The following is a 19,069-nucleotide window of genomic DNA, read 5'->3' on the forward strand; positions in this document are numbered from 1 at the left end:
CGAAATCTTACGCCATGACCAAAGAGACACCGCTCCTCGAAGTCGTCGATATTCATAAGCGCTTTACCGGCGTCTATGCGCTGCGCGGCGTGTCGCTCGCATTCGAGCGCGGGCAGATTTATCACCTGCTTGGCGAGAACGGCTGCGGCAAGAGCACGCTCATCAAGATCATCTCGGGCGCGCAACCACCGGATCAAGGCGAACTCGTCATAGAAGGCGTGCGCCATGCGCGGCTGTCGCCGCTGGAAGCATTGTCGGCGGGCATCGAGACGGTCTATCAGGACTTGTCGCTGCTGCCCAACATGAGTGTGGCCGAGAACGTCGCATTGACGTCTGAACTCGCGGAGCATGCAGGAAAACTTGCGCGCACGTTCGATCGCCGCGCGCTTGCCGCGACCGCCGCACGTGCGCTCGAAGCCGTGGGTCTGCCAGGCGACGTGAATTTTCAGGGAACGTTGATCGAACAGTTGCCGCTTGCGACGCGTCAGCTCGTTGCCATTGCACGCGCGATTGCCAGTGAGGCGAAGTTCGTCATCATGGATGAACCGACGACTTCGCTCACGCAAAAGGAAGTCGACAATCTGATCGCCGTGCTCGCAAAGCTGCGTGCGCAAGGTGTTGCAGTGCTGTTCGTGAGCCACAAGCTGGACGAATGCTATGCGATCGGCGGCGAAGTCATCGTATTGCGTGATGGCCAGAAGATGGCGCAAGGCCCGATCGAAAACTATACGAAAGCGCAGATCAGCGAGCTCATGACGGGCAAGCATCTCTCGACGGAGCGTTATCGCGGCGAAGGGGACAGCGTTGCTTCGCAAGTGGTGCTCGACGTAAAAGGCCTGGGACGTAAAGGGCAATTCGCGGATGTGTCGTTTGCTTTGCACAAAGGCGAAATACTCGGCGTAACGGGATTGCTCGACTCCGGACGCAATGAACTGGCGCGCGCGCTGGCTGGCGTGGCGCCCGCGGATAGCGGCGTCGTGACGCTCGACGGCATGCGCGTGCGCTTGCACTCGCCCGCCGACGCGAAGGCGCAGCGAATAGGCTACGTACCCGAAGACCGCCTGAATGAAGGCTTGTTCCTCGACAAGCCGATACGCGATAACGTTGTCACCGCGATGATTTCGAGCCTGCGGGACCGCTTTGGCCAAATCGATCGCAAGCGTGCGCAAGCGCTTGCCGAGCGAACGGTGAAGGACTTGCAGATCGCCACGCCCGATGTGGACAAGCCGGTGCAATCGCTCTCTGGCGGCAATCAGCAGCGCGTGCTGATCGGCCGCTGGCTGACTATCGATCCACGCGTGCTGGTGCTGCACGGGCCCACGGTAGGCGTCGATGTTGGATCGAAGGACATCATTTACCGAATCATGCAGCGGCTGTCGAAAGAAGGTATCGGCATTGTTCTGATCAGCGATGACCTGCCCGAACTGCTGCAGAACTGCGACCGCATTTTGATGATGAAGAAAGGCCGGATTGCGAACGAGTATCGTGCGGACACATTGAACGAAGCCGACCTTTATCACGCGCTACTTTCCGAGGCAGCATGAGCATGAGTGAATCCATCCGGCGCGCAGGAAGCGAGACAATGACGGCACAGCCGAGCGAAGTCGCGCCGCGTGTGCGCAAGGGCAATCTGTATGCGCAATTGATGCGCAATCCTGAATGGTTTACGGTCGGGTTGATCGTCGTGACCTGTCTGGTCGTGGGCAGCCTAAATCCGCGCTTCTTCCAGTTCGCGACGCTGTTCGACATGCTTCATTCGGCGACGACCGTATCGCTGTTTGCGCTCGGAACGCTCGTGGTGCTCGCATCGGGCGGCATCGACGTGTCGTTCACTGCAATTGCCGCATTGACGATGTATTCCATCACCAAGGCCGTATTTGCATGGTGGCCCGAATGTCCGTTCGCGTTGATCCTGCTCGCCGGCGCGGTCGGCGGGGTACTGCTCGGCATCGTGAACGGCATGTTGGTGCACCGGCTTAAGGCGCCCTCGCTGATCGTCACCATCGGTACGCAGTATCTGTTTCGCGGTTTGCTGCTGACGTTCGTCGGTACGCAGTTCTTCATGAACATTCCGCATAGCATGGATACGTTCGGCCGCTTGCCGCTCTTTTTCTATCACACGGCTGATGGCTTGCGCGCGGTGCTGCCGGTATCGGCGATCGCGCTGGTGATTGCGGCAATCGTCACATGGTGGCTGCTCAATCGGACGATGATGGGCCGAGGCGTCTACGCGATGGGCGGCAGCCTCGCCATTGCCGAACGTCTCGGCTATAACCTCCGCGCGATTCATCTTTTCGTCTTCGGCTATACCGGCTTGCTTGCCGGCGTGGCGGGCATCCTGCATGTATCGACGAACCGGCTTGCCAATCCGTTCGATCTCGTCGGCACGGAGCTGGATGTGATCGCGGCCGTCATTCTCGGCGGTGCGCGCATTACCGGCGGTACGGGGACGGTGATCGGCACGCTGCTGGGCGTCGTGCTCGTCACACTCATCAATAGCGTACTGATTCTGGTGGGAGTGCCGAGCACCTGGCAGAAGGTGATCATTGGCGCGTTCATTCTCGTCGCCGGGACGTTGTTCGCACTGGGGCGCCGACAGTAATTCGTTAAGCGCGCTTGCGTGAATCCTGTCCGTGCTCCGTGATGATCGAATCGAATTCTGAAAGCTGAGAGAAGCGCACGGCTTTGACTTTGCCGAGCTTGCTGGAATCGACAACCAGGTGCCGTTCAACGGCGCTTGCCATCGCAGCCTGTTTGATCGCGACTTCGTGAAAGTTCCAGCAGGTGACGCCGCGCGCTTCGTCCACGCCGCCTGCCGACATGAAAGCCTTATTGATACCCATGCGCCTTAGCGTCTCGCCGCTTTCATCGCTTGCGAACGATTCCGACGAAGGCACGTACACGCCGCCCAGCAGAATCATGCGGACGTTGGGCTTGCGCCGGAGAATTTCCGCCACGTTGAGCGAATAACAAACCACCGTCAAATGCATGTCGGCGGGAATCTGCCGCGCGAGCGTGATTAGCGTAGTGCCGCAATCGATAAAGATCGTCTCGCTATCCACGAGCAGGTTAGCCGCGTGTCCAGAGGCAATGGCCTTTGCTTGCGCGAAATGATCCTTTTCCTCGTCGATGGTATAGCCCGCAGCATTCGGCAAATCCGCTGCGCTGACGATATAGCCGCCAAGATAAGTGAACTGCCCGGGATTCGCCGCGATATCCCGGCGAACCGTCATTTCGGATACACCTAGCAATGCCGCCGCGTCGCGCAGGCGCAAGACGTTTTGTTTTTCTAGCGCGCTTGCGAGCGTGCGGAGGCGGTCGGTCTTGGCCATTGAATTCGCAGTCTGGCAACGCGTCGCCGCGGTGTTAGCTTTTGGTCGTGGGATGAGAGAATTATAACAATGCAAGGGGAATCGGCACGCGCGATACAAGCGCGCCGCGGGTAAATACGGAGTGAAAACCTACTCTTCGTCGCTTGTTGCCAGAATGACCGAAAGGGTGCCTGCTTCGCTCTGAACGCCCGCATCGAGGTCGATCTGATTAGGCAACATCTTCGCAATGGCCCTGAGAAGACGCGGCGAAAACGTTGCGCCAAAGCGAGCGATTGCATCGTCGCGTTCTTTGTCGTTTGCATTGGCAAGTGCACGCAGTTCCTCGAGAGGCAGGCCCACGAACAAATCGACGGGATAGGGCGGGGCGTCGGGATCAACTGTCGTCGCTGGCGACTCGGTTCCGCGCACACGCAAACCTGGCTGGAGATGGTTTTCCAGTTCCATCACGATTTCATAGTTTGCCTCCGCTTCAAGCGACGTGCGCGCTTCACTCTGTAGAAACGGCGCGATGGGTTGCAGGCGGGCGAGTTCTTCATCGGTCAGCAACATGCAATTCTCCTTCGAGTAGTGGTCAAAGCGCTTCGGCCTTAACGCTGTAGCCAATTGCTTGCCTGATGCGCGTTGAAGAAATCGGCGATTGCGTCGTTCACCGCGCTGGCGGCGTCACGATGCGGCGAGTGACCGCAATCCGGCAACTTGGCGAGTTGAATGTGCGGTACATGTGCCTTGATTCGGTCGATCTGTTCCATCGTCGAGTATTCGTCGTCATGGCCCTGAATGGCAAGCAAGGGCCGCCGGATCGATGCAAGTTCTGCCGCAATGTCCCAGTGACGAAACGCGGGGTCGAGCCACACATCGTTCCATCCATAGAAAGCGGAGTCGACGTCATCGTGGTAGCGCGCCAGCCTTGCGCGCAAGTCAGTGGATTCATACGCGACTTTGGTCTGCGAGATTGCATCGACCGTCATCGCTTCGACGAATGTATGCGGCGCGAGCACGGCTGCGCCAGCGAGCGCGTCGGGAAACGCGCTTGCATACAGCAGGGCGATCGAGCCGCCGTCGCTGTGTCCGACGATCCACGTGCGCCTGCGTTCGGCATCGTCGAAGTCAATCGCATCGAGCAAAGCAGGCAAAACCACTCGCGCTTGGAGATGCAGAAAGTCGCTCCGCCATTTTTCGCCGGCCGGACGCGGTGTCGAGCGTCCATAGCCCGGGCGCGAATAGACGAGGCCACGGCATCCGAGCCGATCACATAGAGACTGCGGCCAGTCTTTCCAAAGCGCAATCGAGCCAAGGCCCTCATGCAGAAAAAGGACGACAGGCGCATCGGAACGATCAGCGTTGATCCATTGATATTCGATGCTCAGGGGATAAGCGCCGCAATTGAGTTCGGCAAACTGCACGTGATCGTTCATGGCGTATCGGGGCTTTCAATACGCTCAAGGTTAGCAGAGACGACTTAGCCCGGCGTCGTTTCAGTCAGTTGCGCGTGAACATCATGCGCGAGTTCGAGCATGACTTTCCGATCGATACCGCCTGACACCGCATAGCCAAACGCTCCGTCGACCCAGTAGAACACGCTCACAGGCCCATCCTGATAGAGCTTGAATGCGGTCGTGTTGGCGCTCGTCTTGCGCTGCGATATGCAGAGCGTCACGCGCTCGCCTTTTGCGTCGCGGTACATGAACTGCGCCATCGGGCCATCCTCTCCGGGCAGAATGCGGCCGCCCATCAACTGAAAGCCGCTCTTCGTCAGCATCGGAGGATGGACATCGGTTCCGAGCTTGTTGGACAAGTACTGCACGAAGTCGTGTTCCCGGTCCTTGCCGATTTCACTGGGACGATCGACCGTCGGCATATAGACCACATGTGCGAGCGCGGCTTCTCGTGCCATCGCTACGCTCGTGTCGGCGGCGACCGAATCAATCCGCGATGAACTGGCCCAAGGCAAGTACGAACCAGTGCCAACGCCGATACCGATGCCAAGCACAAGCGTCGCAGCCAGGGCGGCGAATTGCGGCCAGTTAGCGCCGCTCCATGCGCGCCGCTTGTTCTCCAACGCGCGCAGGCGAGGCGGTATCGGTTCGTTGAGAACACGGTCATAGCGCTCATGGAACATGTTGTTCAGTGAGAAATAATCGCTCACGCGCGCAGCCAGCGCCGGGTTGAGTTCAATCGCACGTTCCACTTGCTCGCGGCGCTCGGACGATAGCGCGCCATCGACATACGCGTGAATGTCTTCTTCGCTGATTGCAGCCGGTTGCTCGCTCATCGCACCACCTTCAGTTTCGCTCCGGGCTGGGCGCCCGCCATCAAAGAGCGCAGCCGTTCGCGGCCACGCGACAGCCGGGGCATGACTGTGCCGATCGGCACGCTCAGCGCGTTCGCCACTTCGGCGTAGCTCATTTCTTCGAGTCCGACGAGCAGGACGACCTCGCGCTGTTCCGCTGGAAGACGCTGCAAGGCATAGTCGAGATCGCGCACTTCGAGCAAATGCAACTGGCCGCCCGATGCGGCAAGCCCGGTTTCGCCGAAAGCTTCATCGTCGACGGAAACATGCACCGCGCGCGCCGAAGCCTTGCGTACCTGATTGACGAAGACGTTGTGCATGATCGTGAAAAGCCACGCCCGCAGGTCAGTGCCGGATTCAAACGTGCGGCTTCGCGAGAGCGCGCGTTCGAGCGTGTCTTGTACGAGATCGTCGGCGAGCTCGCGATTGGTCAGCAGCGCCCGCGCGTAGCGGCGCAATCGTGGCACATGCTCCATCAGGTCATTGCGGATATCCATGCTCGATCCGTCGCTCATTGCCCGTCGCAGCCAGTTGCAGGCGCGCTCCTTCAGAGAGAGAACAAGCGCGTTGGCATTTTATTCCCGATCCCGTCGAACAAATTCTGAGCCGGCTACGCGCCACCGCGTTGTCTATGCGATGTGCGTCATCCGGTTAGCGATGCCCGCCGTATGCCGCAACTCATCGACGGTGAGCCGGATTGCATCGATCAATGCGCGCGCGGCCGGTGAAGGCGTGCTGCCCGCGCGTACCGTCAGGCCGATATCTCGACGCGTGTTTTGCATTGCAATATCGAGTACGACAAGATGTCCCGCTTCGCATTCGTAGTGCAACTGCTGGGCGGATACCGCCGCCAGCATGTCGGTATGCGCGAGCAGTCCGCGAATGACGGCAAGATCCGCCGTCTCGACAGTCGGCATCGGCGGTTTGAGTTTGAGCCGCCTGAATTGCGCTTCGAACATGCCACGCGCCGGCGCATGGCTGCGTGGCAAAACCCATTGCGCCGAGATCAATTCCTTCAGCGTCAACGCTTGAACGCGCGCTAACGGATGATCCTGCCTCGCGATGACGACCATGTCTTCGGACATCAACCGTTCGTTCGCTAGGCCGCTCGATGCATCGTTTGCTCTGAGCGCGCCAAGAACGAAATCGATATCGCCCGCTCGCAATCCGGCGACGAGCGGTTCATAGGCGCTTTCGTCGGTTGCGATCCGCACGCCGGGATAAAGCGCGGCGACGCGCGCAATCGCGCCGGGCAAAATCAATGTCCGGCCAAGCGGCAGCGCGCCGACCGTCACATAGCCCTGAATCGTGCCGCGCAAGGCGGCGAGATCGTCGGGAATATGGCGCAATTCATTGAGCGCACGACGCACGTGCAGCACGAAAGTCTCGCCTTCGCTGGTAAGCAACAGCCCGCGCGGGCTGCGATGAAACAACTGCATGCCCGCGCCCGTCTCCATGATGCGAATCGCACTGCTCACTGCGGGCTGACTCAGTCCGAGCGTTTGCGCTGCGCTTGGCATATGTCGATGACGCGCGAGTGCGGAAAACAACTGCAACCGCCGCGTATTCAACAGAAACGCCGGCAACGCATTACCCGATGCCGAACGCCGGCGCGACTGCCGCGCGGCGCACCATTGCGCAAGTGTTTCGAGTTCGGAAAAGATGCGCTCGCATCGCAGCAGCACGGCGCGTCCGGCGGGCGTCGGCAACATGCCTGACGGACGGCGCTCGAGCAGGGTTTCGCCCACCGCCGCTTCCAGTTCTTGCAATGAGCGCGTGACCGCCGATTGCGCCCGGAACAGTGCGGCTGCGGCGCGCGTCGCGCTACCGGTTTGCGCGACGAGCCTGAATGCGCGCAAATACGCGAGATTGAGCAGTTCGCGGTTGTCCATTCGCTCGAAAGAGATGACGTCAAGCCATCAGTTTAATTTATCGGACGCCTTCTTCTTGTCCGACGACCGCACTGAATCAGTCTTCGATCGTCCCATGCACGCCTTGCTCGCCGCGCTTCCAATAGGCCGATGCACGAATGCGTCGCTTGTCGATGCCTCGCTCGTTGCACAGCAACTGGCGCACTGCGCGCATGAGCGTCGCTTCGCCGCCGGCCCAGACGTAGCCGTCGCCGTCGGGCAAAAAGAGTTCGCGCAACGCCAGCAGCAGGTCGTTCGAATGCCCGTCCCCGTTGCGATAGCACCATTGCGCATACAGATTGGCGCGGGAGTGCAATTCAATGCGCGACGAAGGAGCGGCCACTTGGATCAGCGCGGCTGCGCGTGTGCCTTCGGGCAGTTCTTCGAGGCGACGCGCGATGGCAGGCAGCGCGGTTTCATCGCCGATCAGGAGATGCCAGTCGAAGTGCGCGGGCACCACGAAGGAACCGCGTGGACCGCCGATGCCAAGATATTGGCCCGGCGCCGCCTGGGACGCCCACGCCGTCGCCGGGCCAGCATCGTGCAAAGCGAATTCAATATCCAGTTCGCGCGCTTCGCGATCGAAACGGCGCGGCGTGAAATCGCGCGAAATCGGGCGAGTCTTTGCCGGATCGAACACGGGACCATCCGGACCCGCCTCGGGAACAACGGGCATCGTCTCGCCGGGTGGCGGGAAGAACACCTTCACGTGGTCGTCGAAAGACGCGCTTTCGAAGTCCGCGAGCGCCTCGCCGGTCAGCGTCACCCGGACGAAACGCGGGTTGAGCGCATGCACACGGCTTACTTGCAGCAACCGGAACTTGAGCGCATGGCGCACCCGCGTGACTTCGAGATTGGGGCGGTCCTGCCGCTCCTTGACGGAACAATCGTTCATCGGACAGTCCTTCAGGCTTGCGGGCGTGCGTCGCCCTGTTCGATTTCCGCCGTCGCACGCGCGAGTATTGCCGCGATACGGCGCTGTTCATCCTGCGATGCATCGGTGCGCAGAAGCAAAGCCCGCTTCAAAGCGCGGCGGGCGGCGATCAGTTCGGGCGCCCATCCTGAACCGGCGGCTGCTTCGTCGGGTTCTTCGCCCGCATAGGCGCGACGCACGAGGTCCATCTTGCGTGCAAAATGCAAAAGCCTTGCAAGCATCAGGTCGACGCGTTCGCGATTCGCGGCAAGGTACTCACGGCCCCCGTCGGACAGCGCGTAACGCTTGCGATTGCCTTCGAGTTCGACCGTTGCGTAGCCCAGCTCTTCGAGATACGTCAGCGCTGGATACACCATGCCGGGACTCGGCGTATAGAAGCCGTTGGAGCGGTCAGCCAGCGCCTTGATCAGCTCGTAGCCGTGACGCGGCGCTTCCTCGAGCATCGCCAGCAGCAGCAGTTGAAGGTCATCCGATGAGAACTTGCGACTACGCGGCATGCCGCCGATGTCGTCGGGGCCGTCCCCGAATCCGCCGAGGCTGCCCGGGCCGCCGCCGCCGAAACGTCCGCCGCCGCCATGCCGATGCCGCCCGATCATGCCCCATAGCGCGTGCGCGACGTGCGGATGGTCGAACGGCGAGTTGAATTCAAAATGCCGATGATGGTGATGTCCGCCGGGCTTGCCATCCCGCCCGAAATGGTGAGATCTCATGGTGAGAGTCCTTTGATTGTCGTAAAACATATCTAAAGATATATATCGTAAGAGTGTCTGTCAAGGCGTTTCATCGGGCGCCTACAATCTCGCGTCTCCACATTTCTGGGCACTTTCCTCCATGACTCAATTTCTTCCCGTCGCACTCGAACACGCCAGCCGCTTGATCAACCACGGTCCGACCGTCCTCGTCACGAGCGCCCACGGCGATCGGCGCAATATCATGGCGGCGGCCTGGTCGATGCCCGTCGAGTTCACGCCGCCGCGTATTGCTATCGTTATCGACAAGAACACCTTCACCCGCGAACTGGTCGCGGCAAGTGACACCTTCGGCGTATGCGTGCCGGGCGCGGCGTTGATCGACCTTGCCTATGCCGTGGGAACGACGAGCGGCCGCGACATCGACAAGTTCGATGCATTCAAAATTCAATCGACGAATGGACCGGTATTGGGGGTGCCGCTCATCGAGAGCGGCTCTGCGGCCTGGCTAGAATGCCGGCTAATCAGCGAGCCGCATTCGGAGCAGGCTTACGACACGTGTTTCGCGGAAGTCGTGGCAGCGGCAGCGGATGCGCGCGTATTTGCGAACGGGCACTGGACCATCGATGAATCGAATGCAGACTTGCATACGATTCATCATCTGGGGGCCGGCAAGTTCGTGCGGGCGGCGGAAGTGCGGCAGGCCGTGGCGATGCCGCGTTGATGGTCAAGACTTCCGATTAGGCTCGGCTTCGGTGTCGGTGCCCGTCTTGCCGTCGCTGCGGTTCGTCACTGCGCCGGTCTCGTCGAGCACATCGTCGAGGTCGTCGCTGTCGGCATCCGCGGGCTCGTCCTGTGGCGTCGACATCGAGCGGATAACCGGCGGTAGCGAATTGGATTTCACGAGTTGCAGAGTCACGATGTTCTCCTGTCTGACGTCGAGCCGCCTAAAGCAACTTGGCAGCCGCCTTGAATCGACGCTTCTGTTCCTTCTGCAACGCATGCAGCGCTCTTTCGGCTGCCGCGCCATCGACCGGTGACGAACGATGTTGCTGCAGCAAATCCAGCGTAGCGACAACATCGTTGAGCGCGCCAAAGCGCTTCTGGATTCGCTTAAGGTCCTTGAGCCCTTTGCGTTGCTTCTTTCCAATCAACGGCCCAAAAAATTCAACCAGGTAACGTACTTTTTTGCCCGCCTTGCGCACCTCGTGAAACGACGCGTAGTCATTGCGGCTGGCTTTGGAAGCAGTGTGCATCCGCTTCTCGAGTTGCTTCTGAGCCGTCGCAACGCGTTTTCTCGCGAACTTGACCAGCGGCGTCCGCTTCGCCGCCGTGTTCAGTTCGCGATTCGCCTCGCTCACCGCTTCGCGCAGCACTTGCTTCACATTGGCATGGGAAAGCGTCGCCAGGCTTCTTTGCGATGCCTCCGCACGAGCTTGCTTGAACGATTCCGCCGCGCCGTGCTCGCCCGTTGCTTCGACGAGTTGAATCAGAATGTCCCAGTCGCGTGTATTGCCAGCGGCGTTCGCAAGAAACTTGTAGATCGCCCGCTGTTGCGTACCGAACTTCGAATCGAGCATCGGACCATATGCCCAGATTAGTGTCCGCAAGCGACGAAGCGCGACCCGCAGCTTATGCAGCTTCTCTGCATCGGCAGCGGCTTCGAGGGTTGCGGCTTCGGCTATGGCATCGCCGACGAGCGGTTCAGCGTATGCAGAGAAGCTCGTTTCCGCAGTCTGGTTGTCACGGGCGTCGGTATCTGCGTCAATCCTTTTCATGTCGTTATCCGTAGTCTGGACTCGATAGATGGAGGCAAGTTGCATACCGACGACACGCGATCAACCGGTTGTCATCAAAGATTCATGAGCGACGTCCGGCGCTCGCTCAGGCTTCCTCGCGCTGCGTGTTCGCCACCGCGGCCGCTTCTGCAAGCACTTCTTGCGCTTCTCGTTCCGCTAGCGCGGCGAGCGTATCGCCAAAGCCGCCTCTTGCCTTCGATGCAGTGCGCGCGCTCGTCACGACGCACGGGGCCGCGCTCCACGCGATCCGTGCGCCGCTCTCCGCCAGTTTCAAGGTTAGCGCCACGTCTTCGCTGCATGCGAGCGGCGGAAAGCCGCCTGCCCGCCGATACGCTTGTGCCGATACACCGAGGTTCGCGCCATGCACATGCCGATGCGCGTCCGCATGCGTGTATCCGCGATAGAAGGCCTCGCGCGTGGCCGATTCGTGCAGGCTCCAGTCATCGACGGTCACGCATCCGCATACGGCATCCGCCTCCAGCCTGAGCTGCTCGACGATCCAGTTGGGCGCGACGCGGCTGTCCGCATCCGTGAAGGCAAGCCAGCGCGCGCCACGCTCTAGCATGAAATCCGCGCCGGCTGCTCGCGCACGTCCTACATTGCGCGCGTCGAGCTTCAGCACGTGCACGTCGAAACACTGCGCGATAGACATCGAATCATCACTGCAACTGTCGAGCACGACGATGATTTCAACGGTCTCATCGAGCAGTGCGGCGTGTGCGGCTGCGCGTTGCGCCGCTTCGAGGCAATCAGCAAGAAAGGCTTCCTCGTTATGTGCGGGGATCACAATGCCGATCACGCGATGCCCTCGCGCTGTGCGATCGAACGCCCGTCTTTCGACCACACGTCGAGGATGAAGTCGGCTTCCGCATGTTGAACGATGCGCGCGCCATGAAACGCAGCGTCGAACGTCGCATGAATATCTTCAGCACATTGCAGCTTGCCTTCGAATGGATGCCGCCAATGGCATGCGACGAGCGCGCCGTCATCGCTCAGAGAAGTCGATGCAAGCCGTGCGAGCGTCGCAGTGGCTTCGGGCCAAAGATAGTACGCAAGCTCGCTGATGACGATCAGATCGAAGCGGGCATCGGTTGGCCATTCGTCGGGAACGGCGCGCTGTTCGAGCGTGACGTTCGATGTATCCCCGAGGCGCTCGCTTGCGCTGCGCACCGCCGCCTCGCTGACGTCGCATGAGAGCAGGCGCGTGCATCGGCGAGCGATCATCGCGGACAGTTCTCCGTTCGAGCAGGCCGGTTCGAAGGCGGATTCATATCGCTCGCGCGGCAGTGAAGCGAGCACGAGATCGCGCTTGCGGCGCTCGTACCAGCTCGTTCGATACCGCCAGGGATCATCGTTGTTGCGATAAAGATCGTCGAAGTAACTTCGCGAAGTGGACATGCTCGGTCCTTGTTTGTGCTTTTCGTTTTCGGTGGTGCCGCCGGACGATGAGCTTGCGCGTCATCGGTTGCTTCGTGCGTAGTCGTCGATCAGCGTCTTTGCGAGTGCTGCTTCATCGCGTTCGGCGTGGCTCTGACGGACAAAGATCGGCAGATCCGCGAGTGTGCGCGCGAGCCATGCGTCGGTGCAGGCGGGCGCCGGACCGATCGCGCGCGTCACGTGTGTGATGACGTCCATCGCCACGCGATCGATCGCAACACGCGCACGGAGCGCCCCTTGCTGCGCGCTGGATGAAGGATGCGCGTCGATCGATGCAGCCGTTTCGCGCAGCAATGCGGCAGCGGAGGCGAGCGCCGCATCCACTGCGCCGAGATGCGCGAGCGCGTGTGGATCGTCGCGGCGTGCAACGTTGTCGATGAGCGTCGTTGCGATGGCCGCTGCGCTACCGAGCCAACATGCCGCGATGCCCGCGCCGCCATGCCAGAAGCCCGGACGATTCACATATGCTTCGGCATCCCCGATCAACGTCGCCTGCACGCCGTCGAAGCGCACGCTCGCGGTGCCTGTCGCGCGCATGCCGACGGCTTGCCAACCGCTTTCGTCAATCTCGATGCCTTGCTGCGACAGGTCCACTGCGGCCAGCACCGGCTCGTCGTTGCGCCAGGCCGTGACGAGCGCATGCGTGATATGACGCGCGCCCGAGCACCATGCCTTCGTGCCGTCGAGAAGCACCGACTGTCCATTCACTGTTCGCGCAACAAGGCGGGCGTTGGGCGGTTCGGCGGCCCAGACGGCCCACGTTCCGCGTGGCGCATGCCCGGCGCAATTCGACTCCGCCAGGATGGCGAGTGCATCGGCATGGCTTTCATAGAGTTTCGCGAGCGACAAGTCGCATGCCGCGACAGCCCCCAGCGCACCCCAACGCGATGCTGTATTTCCAGAGCCGGGCAGCGGCAGTCTGTCCAGGTCAAGACCGCGCAGTTCGTTCAGCGTTGCAACACGGCTCGCACAACGATCGTCCGTAAAGAGCACGCCCGTGAGCACTTCTTCCAATGTCGCATTGAACGCGTCCTCTTTGTGGACACGCCATGAAGCCGGGATCGCGCGCTTACGCGGACCGCGATTCATATCGTTCATGCATTCCTCCGTGGCTGGCGCCGACCGCCGCGCTGGCGAATCACATCTGTCGAGTAGGTGAAGGCAAGGACCGTACCTGTCGAGGACACGTGTCGACAGAGCGGCCTTTGGCAAAGTCGGCATGCGCGTTGCTCGCTTGAACCGGGCACTTCCTCACGAGCACGACAATGACCGATCAAACTCCTATGCAGAAAGTCGCGGCGCTGTCGGACCTGGACGCATGCGCGATGAAGCGCGTCGAAATCGGCGATACGCCCATACTGTTGATCCGCTCTGGAGAGCGGGTCGTTGGCTATCAGGCGAATTGCCCGCACGCAGGCGCACCGCTGGAAGAAGGCGCGTTATGCAATGGCCGGCTGATTTGTCCATGGCACAGAGGGACATTCGATATCGAAACCGGCGGGCTCGTCGAACCGCCGCCGCTTATGCCGCTCAAGCGTTATCCGGTTCAAGTCGATGGCGACGACATTCTTGCCAGCGCGATACCGCTCGACGAGCCGGCCGAATCGAAGCCAAAGGATGGCAGGACGTTCGCGGTGATCGGCCTCGGCGCAGCGGGCGCTGCTGCGGTTTCGACGTTGCGTCAGGCGGGCTTCGCGGGCCGCATCGTCGTGATTGAACGCGAACCGCGCACGCCCTACGATCGAACGTCGCTGAGCAAATTTGTACCGTCTGGAGAAATGTCGCCGGATGAAGTGCCGATGTTGCTGCCGGATGATTTCTTCGCCCGCGAGTCCATCGAAGTCATACAGGCCGAAGTTCACGCGCTGGACGCGAGTGCAAAGCGCATCGATATCGGCAGCGCACCGTCGATTCATTACGATGCCGCGCTCATCGCAACGGGCGGCGTGCCGAAACGTCCGTCGCTGCAAGGCGGCGATGCCGATGGTGTCGTCGAGTACATACGGCTTCTGCGTGGCCGTGACGACGCACGCCGTCTCGTGGACAACGCAGCAAAGAAGAGTCACGCGCTCGTGCTCGGCGCGAGCTTCATCGGGCTGGAAGTCGCGGCTGCGCTGCGCGGGCGCGATGTCGCGGTGACGGTGGTATCGCCCGGCAACGTGCCGTTCGAAAAGCAGTTTGGCCCCGAAGTCGCGCGGCTCGTGCAAGGTCTTCACGAAACGCATGGCGTGCAGTTCCGCATGCGGCGGCATGCCGTCTCCGTCGCGCGCAACGAAGACGGCAGCGAGCGGCGCTTGCGCGTGACGCTCGATGACGGCAAGACCATCGACTGCGACTTCGTTGTCGCCGGCCTGGGCATCCGGCTGGCGACGGACTTCATCGTGAACGTCGATCGAAACGACGACGGCAGCCTCGATGTGGACGCGTCGATGCAAGCCGCCGAAGGACTCTTCGCGGCGGGCGATATCGCGCGCTTCGAATTGCCGATCGAGCCGGGCGGGCGCATACGCGTCGAGCATTGGCGGCTGGCGCAACAGCACGCACGCATCGCCGCGCACGCGATGCTCGGCTCGCCGCCGAAAGAGCCTTTCGTGCCTTTCTTCTGGACGTATCACTTCGGCAAGAACATCGAGTATCTCGGGCACGCGCGTCATTGGGATCAGACCGTCATCACGGGATCGCCGGAGAACTTCGAGTTCATCGCGCTGTTCGGCGACAAGGGCAAACTCGTCGCGGCAGTGGGATGTGAACGTAACCGGCAGATGAGCGCGCTTGCCGAGGCGATGCGGCATACGTTGTCCATCGACGATGCAGTCAGCATCGCGAACGAGCAATGAGCAATGGGCATCGAGCAGTAGGCGTCAATGCGAAGGGACACCATCATGGATCTCGACTACAAGCAGTTCCGTATCGAAGCTTCGTGCCTGAACGAGGGCGGCCGCTACTATGCGCGCGCGAAGATTCTTCGAGTTGCATCGGAAGAAGGCACACGTGAAGAGGTAAAGTGGTCCGGGGATATCGGCGAATACAGAAGCGAGGCCGAGGCCGTCGATGCAGCACAGCAGTGGGCAACGCGATGGTGCGACGAGCAAGCGGATTGAGAGGGACGAAAACCTTCGCTCACTGATCCGCCGCGCTGAGCAGATCGCCGGCATGAACCGTCAATTCGCGCACCTGCCGCAGCATCGCGTATTGGTCGAGCACGCTCGCCCATCGCGGCGATTCGATCAAGGCCTGCCATACGGATTCCAGCATGCGCGAGTCGGCGTGCGCTTCGTCCATCAAGGTGCTTGCATAATCAAGACTGCCCGGTGCGGACAGGAGTTGCATCCTGCTCGCCGCGTTAAGCAGTCGCGGCGGCTCATCGGGGAGGGCGTCGCAGCAATACAGCACCGTGCTCGCGACGCGGTCGCCCTCCACAGGCAGCGCATGCAGTGACGCTCCTCGAATACGCACGATGCCTTGCTGCGTTTCAAACGAGTAATCGGCGGTTGCGTCGGCGCTCGCGAGCAGGCGCATGCCACGGAGAAGCCGCGCAAAGTCCGTCGATGCCGCATCGACGGAAGCTTTCGCTTCGATCAGAAGGCACACGTCCCAGACCGCTGCATCGCGGACCGTCGCTGCTTGCCGCAACAGCACGGCGTCCCATTCAGTCTTCGCGTGCTCGTGACTCGAAGGCATCGATGCTGGAACACGCATCGACGTGACAACGCAATACGACACCGGCGCTTCCGCCTCGTGCAGTCGTTGAGCCAGTGCTTCGAGTGCGCGGGCGGCGAGCGCTTCGACCTCGGCACCGCGCTGCTTTGCGGCGACTCCTTGTGCGGCGGCAGCAGCGCTTCCCGAGCGAGGACCGTGCTGGTCCAGAAGCAATCGATACCGTTGAACGGATGCATCGCCCTCCAATGACTGAAGTGTTCGCAGCCGCACGAGCGCTCCGTCGTTCAACAACTGCTGCGAGCGCCGCTTGACGGAGGCATCGCCTGCGCTGTCAGGCAGATCGAGCAAACGTCGAGCATGATCTTCGACTTGTCCCCACGACGCTGAAACCGCAGACGCATGCAACGCACCCAGCAGTTCTCGTTGCTGTCCAGGCGCCATGCGTTGCAGCTTTGCGGGATGCGCGATCCCATTGACGGCGGCGTGAACGAATCGGCCATCGCGTTCGGCTTGTGCGGACAGCGACGCGTATTCTTGAACCGTCGGTTCACGATGCCGAAGCAGCATCGCCTGAAAGACTGCATCGCCGGTGTGAGGATGCATCGCACAGGCGATCACGCGCGCGAGCGTATCGCAGAAGCGCTGTTTCAGCGCCGCATCCGGCACAGCGCCGCCTGCCGTCGCGATGCGAACCTGTTCGATGACGAGCGCCAGCGCCGTCTCGGGACTGAACGCATGGGTATCGAGTGAATGCACAGCGAAGTTCGGCAGACGATAACGACGTGCGATGGCGTTCAGCGTGCGTTCTAACAGGGAAGAGGTTTGCGGCATGACGATCGGTTCAGTGCGAGCGCGCATGTTAGCCGATCGGGCGCGGGCCAGATGCACGCCCGCTCGTCACTTGATGAGTTCGGGCGCCTCGCCACGGCTGCCGGCACGACTTCCGCCGATCATCTCCGCAAGCCAGCTCACGACGAGCGCCGTGTACGCGCGTTGACTGCCTTCGTCGGACAGGCCGTGATCCGCGCCTTCGATCACGCGATACGTCAGCGAGTGCGCCTGCAAAAACGCTTGCAGATAACTGGCGAGCACCGTATGCGGCACGGTCTCATCGTGCTCGGACTCGACCAGCAGCACATCGCCGCGAAATGCGGCGGCCGCCCGCAGCGCGCGATTCTCGCTCGCAGCGACGATGCGTCTTCGATACGCGGCGAGATCGTGCTCCTTATGCAGCGCGCGCTTGGGCAGCGTCCATCCCTCGTCGAGATAGAGCGCCGGCACCCGAAGCCCCAGCCAGCGCACGGGCCGCAGCGACGTGACGATCGACGCGAGATAGCCGCCGTAACTGCTGCCGACCACGGCGACCGACGTCGCATCGACGAGCGGATGCGCGACGAGCGTGTCGTATGCCGCGAGCACGTCGTTGAGATTCGTCTCGCGCGTCACCGTCTCCTGTTCTTCCTGCGTGCGCGCATGGCCGGTCAGATCGAACGTGAGGCACACGCAACCGAGCGCCGCCGCCTGCCGTGCGCGCTCCATATACTGTTCCTGATTGCCGCCCCAGCCATGCACGAACAGGATGCCCGGAATGGCGGTCTGAGGCACGACGAGCGTGCCATCGAGATAGCCCCGGTCGACGGAAATTTGTATCTGCTGGCGGCCTGCTGTCATTCGCTTGCTCCTCTCGTGCGCGGGCCGGGTTCGACCGTGAAGAATTTGGTGACGCGTCCCGAATGCGCGTCGACGCCCTGATAGATGATGCTCGCGTTAGCAGGAACAGCAACGTCTTTGCCATACAGTTCGACGGTGGATGCCCGCACGACAGTCAGCGCCGGATCGTTCGCGAACGCGCGAAGCGCGCCGATTTCCGCCCCGCTCGCACCGCCGATTCTCCACGACTGCTCCAGCACGCCGCGATAGGCATGACCGTTCTCGTCGACGCCCGAGGCAACATCGTAGTTTCTTCGCGATGCAATGAAGCCGGGGAACGCGCTGCGAATGACGTCATCGAATTCGCGGGCGCATTGCACGGCGGCGCGCGCTTCGGCGGGCATATCCGTGCGTTGTAGCGCATCCAGCGTGCCGCGCACGACGACAAGCTCCGAGCCGCCATAGACCGCATGACCGTGGTTATTTTGCGTGAGCCGTTGCACGCCGTAATAGCTCGCATGATGGCCACGCACGCGGACTTCTCCGACGCTGAACGTCGTGATCTCGCGCAAGTTGCGCTCCAGCACGACGCCCTCGGTCATGAGCATGGCATCGCCGATGCCGTTCAGTTGCGCGTCGAGTTCCCGTCGATCGGCGATAACCGCCTGTCCCGCCCCGCCGATGCCCGAAGGGCGTTTGAGGCGTACCGGGCCGTTCCTAAGAAGCAGCGCGGCGGCGATGTGCGCGTCGTCGCGAGTAAAGGCAGAGAAACCGGGCAGCACCAGTTCGCTTACGCGTTCGCCGATTGAGTCTTGCCATCCTTCCGGCTTGACTTGCGCGCCGGGCGGCAAACCATGCACGACGACTTTAGTACCGACGAACTGATACGGCACGACGCCGCCGAAAAGATCGTCGTCAGAGGCGATGCCTAATCGACGGGCGGTCTCGACAGGCAGTGTGTCCTCGGGAACGAAGTACCGTTGCGGAGGGTAGGTGCGTGCGGAGTCGAAATCAACGCAATCTGACGCGTGCAGGAGCAGCGCGAGTTGACCAGCGAGCGCGCGTTGCGTCTCGACTTCATGCTGCGATCGCGCGCTCCTTGTACCGCCGTGGCAGACGACCACGATCGCGCGTGGCTCGGTAGACGAGGTATTCATTCGCGCGTCCTCCGTTGGAAAGCCTTTTGCCGGATTTCCCAGAGCTTGCAGTTGGCCTGCTGTTCAACGTTGGAAGCAAGGTTTGTTCCGCTAGATGACCTCGAGTATCCGGCGGCGCGTTTTAGCGCGTTTTAGCGCGGCCTATTCCGCCAACAACAAAGGCCGCGCTTGTCGCGCGGCCTTTATCGATTGCGGACGATTCGAAGCGGAG

21 protein-coding genes are annotated in these 19,069 nt (G+C 61.4%); 5 read left to right on the forward strand and 16 right to left on the reverse strand.

The window, feature by feature from the left end; genetic code table 11:
- Positions 1 to 14 precede the first annotated feature (14 nt).
- Entirely contained in the window at positions 15 to 1,544 is a 1,530-nt protein-coding gene (locus tag LDZ21_RS25700) for a sugar ABC transporter ATP-binding protein (RefSeq protein WP_244796936.1), read from the forward strand.
- Positions 1,541 to 2,602 (forward strand): ABC transporter permease, encoded by a 1,062-nt coding sequence (locus LDZ21_RS25705; protein WP_404980615.1) that lies wholly within the window; start codon positions 1,541 to 1,543, stop codon positions 2,600 to 2,602. Before LDZ21_RS25700 ends, LDZ21_RS25705 begins: the two co-directional genes overlap by 4 nt.
- Before the next feature lie 4 nt (positions 2,603 to 2,606).
- On the opposite strand, the gene LDZ21_RS25710 is transcribed toward LDZ21_RS25705, so the two are convergent.
- The 8 genes from LDZ21_RS25710 to LDZ21_RS25745 all read right to left on the reverse strand — a co-directional run bounded on the left by LDZ21_RS25710 (position 2,607) and on the right by LDZ21_RS25745 (position 9,176).
- The gene (locus LDZ21_RS25710) at positions 2,607 to 3,332 is read right to left on the reverse strand and encodes a DeoR/GlpR family DNA-binding transcription regulator (protein ID WP_244797305.1); all 726 of its coding nucleotides are present in this window, start codon (positions 3,330 to 3,332) and stop codon (positions 2,607 to 2,609) included.
- A gap of 129 nt (positions 3,333 to 3,461) precedes the next feature.
- On the reverse strand, positions 3,462 to 3,881 hold the full coding sequence (locus tag LDZ21_RS25715; RefSeq protein WP_244796937.1) for a hypothetical protein: 420 nt from the start codon (positions 3,879 to 3,881) through the stop codon (positions 3,462 to 3,464).
- Between the two features lie 38 nt (positions 3,882 to 3,919).
- Entirely contained in the window at positions 3,920 to 4,747 is an 828-nt protein-coding gene (locus LDZ21_RS25720) for an alpha/beta fold hydrolase (protein WP_244796938.1), read from the reverse strand.
- Positions 4,748 to 4,791: 44 nt separating this feature from the next.
- Complete coding sequence (locus LDZ21_RS25725) at positions 4,792 to 5,604, reverse strand: anti-sigma factor family protein (RefSeq protein ID WP_244796939.1); 813 nt, start codon at positions 5,602 to 5,604, stop codon at positions 4,792 to 4,794.
- The gene (locus LDZ21_RS25730; protein WP_244796940.1) at positions 5,601 to 6,119 is read right to left on the reverse strand and encodes an RNA polymerase sigma factor; all 519 of its coding nucleotides are present in this window, start codon (positions 6,117 to 6,119) and stop codon (positions 5,601 to 5,603) included. Before LDZ21_RS25730 ends, LDZ21_RS25725 begins: the two co-directional genes overlap by 4 nt.
- Before the next feature lie 132 nt (positions 6,120 to 6,251).
- Entirely contained in the window at positions 6,252 to 7,514 is a 1,263-nt protein-coding gene (locus LDZ21_RS25735; RefSeq protein ID WP_244796941.1) for a LysR family transcriptional regulator, read from the reverse strand.
- A gap of 76 nt (positions 7,515 to 7,590) precedes the next feature.
- Positions 7,591 to 8,427 (reverse strand): siderophore-interacting protein, encoded by an 837-nt coding sequence (locus LDZ21_RS25740; RefSeq protein WP_244796942.1) that lies wholly within the window; start codon positions 8,425 to 8,427, stop codon positions 7,591 to 7,593.
- A gap of 11 nt (positions 8,428 to 8,438) precedes the next feature.
- The gene (locus tag LDZ21_RS25745) at positions 8,439 to 9,176 is read right to left on the reverse strand and encodes a PadR family transcriptional regulator (RefSeq protein ID WP_244796943.1); all 738 of its coding nucleotides are present in this window, start codon (positions 9,174 to 9,176) and stop codon (positions 8,439 to 8,441) included.
- A gap of 121 nt (positions 9,177 to 9,297) precedes the next feature.
- Here LDZ21_RS25745 and LDZ21_RS25750 point away from each other — a divergent pair, with 121 nt between their 5' ends.
- Entirely contained in the window at positions 9,298 to 9,879 is a 582-nt protein-coding gene (locus LDZ21_RS25750) for a flavin reductase family protein (protein WP_244796944.1), read from the forward strand.
- A gap of 3 nt (positions 9,880 to 9,882) precedes the next feature.
- On the opposite strand, the gene LDZ21_RS25755 is transcribed toward LDZ21_RS25750, so the two are convergent.
- The 5 genes from LDZ21_RS25755 to LDZ21_RS25775 all read right to left on the reverse strand — a co-directional run bounded on the left by LDZ21_RS25755 (position 9,883) and on the right by LDZ21_RS25775 (position 13,489).
- A complete protein-coding gene (locus LDZ21_RS25755) occupies positions 9,883 to 10,074 on the reverse strand; it encodes a hypothetical protein (protein WP_244796945.1) in 192 nt (63 codons plus the stop codon).
- Between the two features lie 28 nt (positions 10,075 to 10,102).
- Positions 10,103 to 10,978: a CHAD domain-containing protein gene (locus tag LDZ21_RS25760; RefSeq protein ID WP_309774701.1), complete on the reverse strand. Its 876-nt coding sequence runs from the start codon at positions 10,976 to 10,978 to the stop codon at positions 10,103 to 10,105.
- Positions 10,979 to 11,039: 61 nt separating this feature from the next.
- Entirely contained in the window at positions 11,040 to 11,753 is a 714-nt protein-coding gene (locus LDZ21_RS25765; RefSeq protein ID WP_244796946.1) for a glycosyltransferase family 2 protein, read from the reverse strand.
- Complete coding sequence (locus tag LDZ21_RS25770) at positions 11,750 to 12,352, reverse strand: SAM-dependent methyltransferase (protein WP_244796947.1); 603 nt, start codon at positions 12,350 to 12,352, stop codon at positions 11,750 to 11,752. The genes LDZ21_RS25765 and LDZ21_RS25770 overlap by 4 nt, the downstream gene beginning before the upstream one ends.
- 60 nt (positions 12,353 to 12,412) lie before the next feature.
- Entirely contained in the window at positions 12,413 to 13,489 is a 1,077-nt protein-coding gene (locus tag LDZ21_RS25775) for an acyl-CoA dehydrogenase family protein (protein ID WP_244796948.1), read from the reverse strand.
- A gap of 167 nt (positions 13,490 to 13,656) precedes the next feature.
- Between LDZ21_RS25775 and LDZ21_RS25780 the strand changes: the two genes are divergently transcribed.
- Both LDZ21_RS25780 and LDZ21_RS25785 read left to right on the forward strand, forming a co-directional pair.
- The gene (locus LDZ21_RS25780; RefSeq protein ID WP_244796949.1) at positions 13,657 to 15,228 is read left to right on the forward strand and encodes an FAD-dependent oxidoreductase; all 1,572 of its coding nucleotides are present in this window, start codon (positions 13,657 to 13,659) and stop codon (positions 15,226 to 15,228) included.
- 45 nt (positions 15,229 to 15,273) lie between these two features.
- Positions 15,274 to 15,492 (forward strand): hypothetical protein, encoded by a 219-nt coding sequence (locus LDZ21_RS25785; protein WP_244796950.1) that lies wholly within the window; start codon positions 15,274 to 15,276, stop codon positions 15,490 to 15,492.
- 19 nt (positions 15,493 to 15,511) lie between these two features.
- On the opposite strand, the gene LDZ21_RS25790 is transcribed toward LDZ21_RS25785, so the two are convergent.
- The 3 genes from LDZ21_RS25790 to LDZ21_RS25800 are packed head-to-tail and all read right to left on the reverse strand — an operon-like array spanning position 15,512 to position 18,858.
- Positions 15,512 to 16,909, reverse strand: coding sequence for a 3-deoxy-D-arabino-heptulosonate 7-phosphate synthase (locus tag LDZ21_RS25790; protein ID WP_244796951.1), 1,398 nt, complete (start codon positions 16,907 to 16,909; stop codon positions 15,512 to 15,514).
- 39 nt (positions 16,910 to 16,948) lie between these two features.
- Positions 16,949 to 17,722, reverse strand: a complete 774-nt coding sequence (locus LDZ21_RS25795; RefSeq protein ID WP_244796952.1) for an alpha/beta hydrolase family protein — start codon at positions 17,720 to 17,722, stop codon at positions 16,949 to 16,951.
- A complete protein-coding gene (locus tag LDZ21_RS25800; RefSeq protein WP_244796953.1) occupies positions 17,719 to 18,858 on the reverse strand; it encodes a DUF3182 family protein in 1,140 nt (379 codons plus the stop codon). Before LDZ21_RS25800 ends, LDZ21_RS25795 begins: the two co-directional genes overlap by 4 nt.
- Positions 18,859 to 19,069: the final 211 nt, after the last annotated feature.

It is taken from the genome of Caballeronia grimmiae (assembly GCF_022879615.1).
In the GTDB taxonomy this organism is placed as follows: domain Bacteria; phylum Pseudomonadota; class Gammaproteobacteria; order Burkholderiales; family Burkholderiaceae; genus Caballeronia; species Caballeronia grimmiae.

Excerpts from the sequence above, each read along its gene's own strand:
- LDZ21_RS25745 (WP_244796943.1), bottom strand. The coding sequence starts at position 9,176 with ATGAGATCTCACCATTTCGGGCGGGATGGCAAGCCCGGCGGACATCAC.
- LDZ21_RS25740 (WP_244796942.1), bottom strand. The coding sequence starts at position 8,427 with ATGAACGATTGTTCCGTCAAGGAGCGGCAGGACCGCCCCAATCTCGAA.
- LDZ21_RS25760 (WP_309774701.1), bottom strand. The coding sequence starts at position 10,978 with ATGCAACTTGCCTCCATCTATCGAGTCCAGACTACGGATAACGACATG.
- LDZ21_RS25780 (WP_244796949.1), top strand. The coding sequence starts at position 13,657 with ATGACCGATCAAACTCCTATGCAGAAAGTCGCGGCGCTGTCGGACCTG.
- LDZ21_RS25720 (WP_244796938.1), bottom strand. The coding sequence starts at position 4,747 with ATGAACGATCACGTGCAGTTTGCCGAACTCAATTGCGGCGCTTATCCC.
- LDZ21_RS25705 (WP_404980615.1), top strand. The coding sequence starts at position 1,541 with ATGAGCATGAGTGAATCCATCCGGCGCGCAGGAAGCGAGACAATGACG.
- LDZ21_RS25725 (WP_244796939.1), bottom strand. The coding sequence starts at position 5,604 with ATGAGCGAGCAACCGGCTGCAATCAGCGAAGAAGACATTCACGCGTAT.
- LDZ21_RS25735 (WP_244796941.1), bottom strand. The coding sequence starts at position 7,514 with ATGGACAACCGCGAACTGCTCAATCTCGCGTATTTGCGCGCATTCAGG.
- LDZ21_RS25750 (WP_244796944.1), top strand. The coding sequence starts at position 9,298 with ATGACTCAATTTCTTCCCGTCGCACTCGAACACGCCAGCCGCTTGATC.
- LDZ21_RS25795 (WP_244796952.1), bottom strand. The coding sequence starts at position 17,722 with ATGACAGCAGGCCGCCAGCAGATACAAATTTCCGTCGACCGGGGCTAT.
- LDZ21_RS25800 (WP_244796953.1), bottom strand. The coding sequence starts at position 18,858 with ATGAATACCTCGTCTACCGAGCCACGCGCGATCGTGGTCGTCTGCCAC.
- LDZ21_RS25730 (WP_244796940.1), bottom strand. The coding sequence starts at position 6,119 with ATGGATATCCGCAATGACCTGATGGAGCATGTGCCACGATTGCGCCGC.
- LDZ21_RS25770 (WP_244796947.1), bottom strand. The coding sequence starts at position 12,352 with ATGTCCACTTCGCGAAGTTACTTCGACGATCTTTATCGCAACAACGAT.
- LDZ21_RS25710 (WP_244797305.1), bottom strand. The coding sequence starts at position 3,332 with ATGGCCAAGACCGACCGCCTCCGCACGCTCGCAAGCGCGCTAGAAAAA.
- LDZ21_RS25790 (WP_244796951.1), bottom strand. The coding sequence starts at position 16,909 with ATGCGCGCTCGCACTGAACCGATCGTCATGCCGCAAACCTCTTCCCTG.
- LDZ21_RS25785 (WP_244796950.1), top strand. The coding sequence starts at position 15,274 with ATGGATCTCGACTACAAGCAGTTCCGTATCGAAGCTTCGTGCCTGAAC.
- LDZ21_RS25775 (WP_244796948.1), bottom strand. The coding sequence starts at position 13,489 with ATGAACGATATGAATCGCGGTCCGCGTAAGCGCGCGATCCCGGCTTCA.
- LDZ21_RS25700 (WP_244796936.1), top strand. The coding sequence starts at position 15 with ATGACCAAAGAGACACCGCTCCTCGAAGTCGTCGATATTCATAAGCGC.
- LDZ21_RS25715 (WP_244796937.1), bottom strand. The coding sequence starts at position 3,881 with ATGTTGCTGACCGATGAAGAACTCGCCCGCCTGCAACCCATCGCGCCG.